This is a genomic window from Methanobrevibacter sp., assembly GCF_017431965.1.
In the GTDB taxonomy this organism is placed as follows: domain Archaea; phylum Methanobacteriota; class Methanobacteria; order Methanobacteriales; family Methanobacteriaceae; genus Methanocatella.
The window spans coordinates 38,202-44,275 of record NZ_JAFRKB010000048.1 but is presented as its reverse complement, the minus strand read 5'-3'; the positions used below and the strand labels follow the sequence as shown (position 1 = coordinate 44,275).

The following is a 6,074-nucleotide window of genomic DNA, read 5'->3' as shown; positions in this document are numbered from 1 at the left end:
TTATGGAATTCAGAGGTTTCGAAAAATTCTTAACAGGTCGTCCTGTAGAAGAATTACCAAGATTAGTACCTCGTATTTGTGGTATTTGTGATGTACAACACCACTTAGCAGCTGCTAAAGCAGTTGACCAAATTTTCGGTTTCGATGATTATGAAATCTTACCTGCTGCATACAGAATGAGAGAAATTATGAACTGGGGTTCCTACATGCACTCCCACGCTCTTCACTTCTACTTCTTAGCTGCACCAGATTTAATAATCCCTAACGGAACTAGAAGAACTAGAAATGTTTTCCAAGTTATTAAAGACATGCCTGAAATTGCACTTCAAGCAATTAACATCAGAAGAAACGGTTTAGAAATGGTTAGAAAAATAGGAGGTCGTCCTATTCACCCTACTTCATCCACTCCAGGTGGTATTTCTACCGAGTTAGACGCTGATACTCAAAAAGACTTACTTGAAAGAGCAAAACAAAACGTAGAATTAGCACAAGCTACTTTAGACTTAGCTATTCCTGTATTTGAAGAAAACATTGATTTAATCGCTTCATTAGGTAACTTCGGTGACACTAGACACTGTGGTACTGTAAAACCTGATGGAACTTGGGATGTATATAATGGTAACATCAGATTCAGAGACAAAGATGGAAGTGACATGTTCGAATACAGAAACGAAGAGTACACTGACTATGTTGCTGAACACGTAAAACCTTACTCCTGGTTAAAATTCCCTTACATTAAAGATATGGGATACCCAGAAGGTATTTACAGAGTTGCACCATTATCCAGGATTAACGTTTGTGATCAAATGCCTAAAGAAGCACCTCTCGCACAAGAAGCTCTTAACGCTTTCCGTGATGCTTTCGGCTATGCACAAGCACCATTATTATTCAACTATGCTAGACTCATTGAATTGTTAGCATCTGCTGAATGTGCTGCTGCTGCATTAGAAGAAGATTTATCCGGTAAAAAATTCCCAGATGAATTAGAAAGAACTGAAGGTAAAGGTGTAGGTATTGTAGAAGCTCCTCGTGGTACTTTAATCCACCATTACGAATCTGATGATAATGGATTATGTAATTATGCTAACATTGTTGTAGCTACAATCCAAAATAACCCAGCTATGGAAATGGGTATTCACCAAGTTGCTAAAGATTACATCAAACCTGGTGTAGAAGTAGATGACAGCATTTTCAACTTAATGGAAATGGTTATCAGAGCTTACGACCCATGTTTATCTTGTGCTACCCACTCAATGGATAGTCAAATGAGATTAGCTGAAGTAAATATTGTAGACAGTGAAGGAAACCTCATTAAAAAATTCTAAGTTTAAGGGGGTTTTTTACAAATGATAGTATTTAATGAAGATGGCTGTATAAAATGTGGTGCTTGTGAAGGTACTTGCCCTACATCAGCTATTGAGGTAACACCTAGTGCAATTATTCACTGTGACACTTGTGGTGAAGAACCTAAATGTGCTGACGTTTGTCCTAACGGAGCTCTTAAAGTTGAACAATACGAAGTTGCTGAAGGTATTGAACAAGCAAGATTAGTATTCAACTCTGTATTATGTGACTCCTGTGGTAAATGTGAAGAAGTATGTCCACAAGAAACTATTAAAGTCACTGGCGAAAAATTAAAAGAAGTTGAAGGTTTCTGTGTAATGTGTCAAAAATGTGTTGACATTTGTCCGGTAGATGTAATCGGAGTTTCTGGTGTAAAAGAACCTGCTGAATATGAATTAGACCTCAAAGGCAAAGGTCCTGTTTACATCAAAGATTGTGTTGGATGTGGAACTTGTGTTGATCCTTGTCCTGTAAGCGCAATTACACTTGAAGAAGTAGGAAGTCCTATTACTGTAAATGACGATTGTATCAGATGTGGTTTATGTTCACAAACCTGTCCTTGGAATGCAATTTTCATTTCCGAAAAAATACCTGTCAAACGTACTAAAGAAATCGAATCATTCACTTTCGATTCAGCTAAATGTATCGGTTGTAACACTTGTGTAGAAGCATGTCCTGGAGACTTTATTTCAGCAAACAGTTCCAGTTTAACTGTTGCTATTCCTAGTGTCTGTGCTGCATGTGGTTTATGTGTAAAAATGTGTCCTGTTGACGCATTAGATATCGTAGTCGAATGGGGTGAAGGTGCTCCTGTAGATGCTGAAGGTATCGGAAGAGATGTTGAAAAATGTGATTTCATTGGTGCATGTGCTAACAAATGTCCTACTGAAGCTATTCGTGTAGTTACCAAAACTGGTATGTCCTGCCCTGCTTTAGTAGAAACTGATGCAGAACCATCTTTCACTAGTTGTATTAGATGTGGAGCTTGTGCTTCAGTATGTTCTAACGATGCTTTAAAAGTTGAACAATATGAAGTTACTATTGATGGCGAACCTGTTGTTAGAGACAGAATTGCATTCAACCCATCTAAATGTGACCAATGTGGTGACTGTATCGATGCATGTCCATATGACATGATCCACAAAACAGAAAATCCTAAATTACCAATTGCAGGATTCTGTACTTTATGTGGTCAATGTATTGAAGCATGTCCAGAAGACGCATTATGTTATAAATAGGTGTGAAAACACACCTTTTTATTTTCTTTTTTTTTAAAAATTAGTTATATTTTATCCACTACTGTTTTTCCGTTGACTATTGTCATTACAGGCATTCCAATATATTTTTCACCATCAAACGGAGAGTATTCTGCTTTTGTTTCAAATTCATCAATATTGAAAGTACCTTCTCTTTTTAAATCAACAACAGTAAAGTCAGCATCTTTTCCAATAGCTATTTTTCCTTTATTATTTAATCCATAGATATTGGCCGCATTTTGAGATAATATTTTAGGAATTAATTTAAAATCAAGGTTTCCTTTATTAACTTCAGTTAAAAGAAGTGGAACTACTGTTTCTAGATTTGGAATTCCCGGTGATGAATTCCATACACCTTTTTGTTTGTCTTCTAGAGTATGAGGAGCATGGTCTGTTCCGATTATGGAAGTTTCATCTAAATCACTGATTCTTACGCTATCCTTCTTTTCTCGAAGTGGAGGATTTGTTTTTATGAAAGTTCCATATACATTATAAGCATCATTATCAAGTAATAAATGGTGCGGTGTAAATTCCCAACTTATTGCCTGAGTTTTACTAGCTTCCTTTGCAAAACTAAGTGATTTTTTTGAACTTAAATGGCAGATATGTAATGATAAATTATTTTCACCTGCAAGTTTGATTGCTTGTTTTACAGATTCATCTTCTGATTTAGCAGGTCTTGCATAACTGTAGTCAATAGCATTATTTTCATTTTTTTCTTTTAATCTTTCAGTTTCAAATTCTACAATTGATTTTTTCTCGCAATGGGTTGCAACAAGGCCGCTGTATGAGGTTTTTTCTTTTAGAACAGATAAGTTATGGAATATTTCTTTAAGTTGTTCATCACTTTCCAAATCCATGAATATCTTAAATGCTATCGGATTCAGTTCAATCATTTTTTCCATTTCATCCAAGGAGTTAGTTCCTGCAAAAAGTTGAAAATTAACAACGGATTTTGATTTGGCTATGTTAATCTTTTCTTTGAGTGCATTATAGGTGTTGGTTTTAGGAAGAGTATTGGGCATATCAAATACTGTTGTAAAACCGCCGTTAGCAGCACTTAAACTTCCGGTTTTAAAATCTTCTTTTTGGGTTAGCCCCGGATCTCTAAAATGTATATGGGGGTCAATAAATCCTGGAAGTATGTAATTGTTTTCAATGTCTATTGTTTCACTTGCTTTTAGGGGTTTTTTTGAGATGTCAGTTATTTTTCCATCATCAACTTTTATAAAATACTCTCCGATTTTATCAACTAATTTGCAATTTTTTATAACCAAATCCATTGTGTTTACTCCTAAAGTTATTTCTTATTAGGTATATATTTTTAATGAAACATAAATTTTTTTTAATTTGAAAATTATATTTTATTTATGGTTCAAGTTTCTGATATTCTTAAAAGAGATATGGAATTATTTTCAAAAGATTTGAATAGTGAATGTAAAATTTCTACTACATCCTCTGATATTAAATTAGTTGCAGATTTTACAGAATATAATCCTTTACATAACGGTCATTTTCATTGCATGAAAACTGCAAAACATCATTTTCCTGATGCATTATTTGTCGCTGTTGTACCGGGGTTATTTGAAAGAAGTGGTAGAGGTATTCCATATATATTGCCAAGGGAACTTAGGGCAGAAATTGCAATTTCTGTTGGGGCAGATATTGTTGTTGAAGGTCCGCCTATGGGGATTATGGGCTCCGGTCAGTATTCGTTATGTCTTTGCAAAATGTTTAAGGCACTGAACACATCATATATTCCAAGAGGATATAAAAAAGTTGATGGGATGGATGAGATTTTAAAAAGAATTAATTTAGGACATCATATTGCTCCAAAACCTTATAAAATTGTTGATAAAACTACTGGTGAAGTTATTTTGAAAGATAAACTTGAAGAGGACAATTATGTAATTACTTCATTTGCTAATTCCCTATCAAAAATAGGATTTGATTATAGAAATAAATTTTTATTTGTTGAGAGGATTGAAGGAGTTAGTGGAACCTCAATAAGACAAAGTATTCTTGAAGATAATTTTAATGATGTTTTAGACATGATGCCTGCAAAAACAGTTGAAGTTTTAAAAGAGGCAATTAAAAATGATGATATTATTTATGGAATTAGGGATGTCGATTCAATTTTAAAAACAGCTAACAGTTATTCATATGATCAATTAATTGATTTGAATTTGTTTAATGATAATCTTGCTAAAAATATTGTTGATAATAGGCCATTTGATAATTTGGATGAATTAAAAGAATCAATTTTATTTGGATTTTCAAAACATTTTAAGGAACGTATTTTGAGTATTTTAGAAATTCCAATAGAAAAAAATAGAATTTCCGAATATATTGAGAAATACCCATCAAATATTCGGATTTTAGGATATAAAAATAAAGAGTGTTTAGAAAGTTTTAAAGAAAAAATAAATAATGAAAATATTTCATTATTTAGGACCACTACTTAAAAGATTATTAATAACATTTTGAGGATTTTTAAGTCCGAATACCGCATCCATAAATGTAGGATAACTATTGTGTAATAGGAATAAGTAAATTAAGTAGTATATTACAATTAGGATGACAATAATCAATATAACTGTGAGGATTATATCGACAATGCCCATAGGTTCTTTTTCTTCTTGATAGTTTAAATTATGAATGCTTTTTTCAGTGTCATCCTCAACTTTAGATGCAAGCCCTGATTCTTGTAAAATTTCAGCCCTAATTCTAGCTTCCATTTCTTCAGGAGTTTCAGGTCTTTGAGATTTAGCCATTTTTTGCTCTTTTGCAGGTGCTTCCTTAGGTTTAGCTTTTTTAGGTTTTTTAGTTAAGGAACCAAATTTTTCTTCATCTTTTGCAAGCTGTTCTTCTAAAGGAGCTTCATCAAAGTACAAGTCATCCAAATATTTTTCATACTTGTCTTCCAAATCCAATCTTGCGCTAGTTGGTTCAGGTTGGTATGAATGATCAGGATATATGATGTCATATTCCTCTTCAACTATTGTCTCAGATTGCTCTGCTTGGTCTTCAATTGGGGCAGCTTGAGGTTTTTCTTCATGAAGGTAAGATGATTCGAGAGTTCCTGCACCAATATTGTCTTTGATATTATATGGTGAATCTTCATCAATCTTTTGATATTCTTGTACGATTGGTTCTTGTTTGGTAGATACAACTTCTTCTTGTGGGCTATAGATATCTTCTGGTTGTAAATACTCAGTTTCAGATATTGGATCTTCTACTGGTTGATTTTCAGTTGTTTCATCGAGTCCAACACCCACAATTTTTTGCAAACAATCTTTACAATAAACTTTACCTGCAATCTCTAAACCACATTCTTTACAAATTTGTTTTCCACATATCGCACATTTATCAGTGCTTTCTCTTTCAGGGTGGTAATGACATGTCATAATTTAACACTCTCTAAACAATTAATAATATTAATTTAATATATTTTTTTTTATTTATATAAAACTT

At 33.4% G+C, this 6,074-nt stretch carries 5 protein-coding genes; 3 read left to right on the top strand and 2 right to left on the bottom strand.

Annotation, left to right across the window (positions count from 1 at the left end; all coding sequences use genetic code 11):
• Both IJI93_RS06855 and IJI93_RS06850 read left to right on the top strand, forming a co-directional pair.
• A partial coding sequence (locus tag IJI93_RS06855) for a Ni/Fe hydrogenase subunit alpha (protein WP_292821532.1) occupies window positions 1-1,325 on the top strand: 1,325 nt, incomplete at its 5' end.
• Between the two features lie 21 nt (window positions 1,326-1,346).
• Window positions 1,347-2,582 (top strand): 4Fe-4S binding protein, encoded by a 1,236-nt coding sequence (locus IJI93_RS06850; RefSeq protein WP_292821531.1) that lies wholly within the window; start codon window positions 1,347-1,349, stop codon window positions 2,580-2,582.
• Between the two features lie 44 nt (window positions 2,583-2,626).
• Here the strand turns inward: IJI93_RS06850 and IJI93_RS06845 are convergent, their stop codons facing one another.
• Entirely contained in the window at window positions 2,627-3,883 is a 1,257-nt protein-coding gene (locus tag IJI93_RS06845; protein ID WP_292821529.1) for a dihydroorotase family protein, read from the bottom strand.
• Between the two features lie 87 nt (window positions 3,884-3,970).
• Here IJI93_RS06845 and IJI93_RS06840 point away from each other — a divergent pair, with 87 nt between their 5' ends.
• Window positions 3,971-5,065 (top strand): nucleotidyltransferase family protein, encoded by a 1,095-nt coding sequence (locus tag IJI93_RS06840; RefSeq protein WP_292821527.1) that lies wholly within the window; start codon window positions 3,971-3,973, stop codon window positions 5,063-5,065.
• Here the strand turns inward: IJI93_RS06840 and IJI93_RS06835 are convergent.
• Window positions 5,045-6,007 (bottom strand): hypothetical protein, encoded by a 963-nt coding sequence (locus tag IJI93_RS06835; RefSeq protein ID WP_292821525.1) that lies wholly within the window; start codon window positions 6,005-6,007, stop codon window positions 5,045-5,047. The two genes, IJI93_RS06840 and IJI93_RS06835, sit on opposite strands and share 21 nt — an antisense overlap.
• Between the last annotated feature and the right edge of the window lie 67 nt (window positions 6,008-6,074).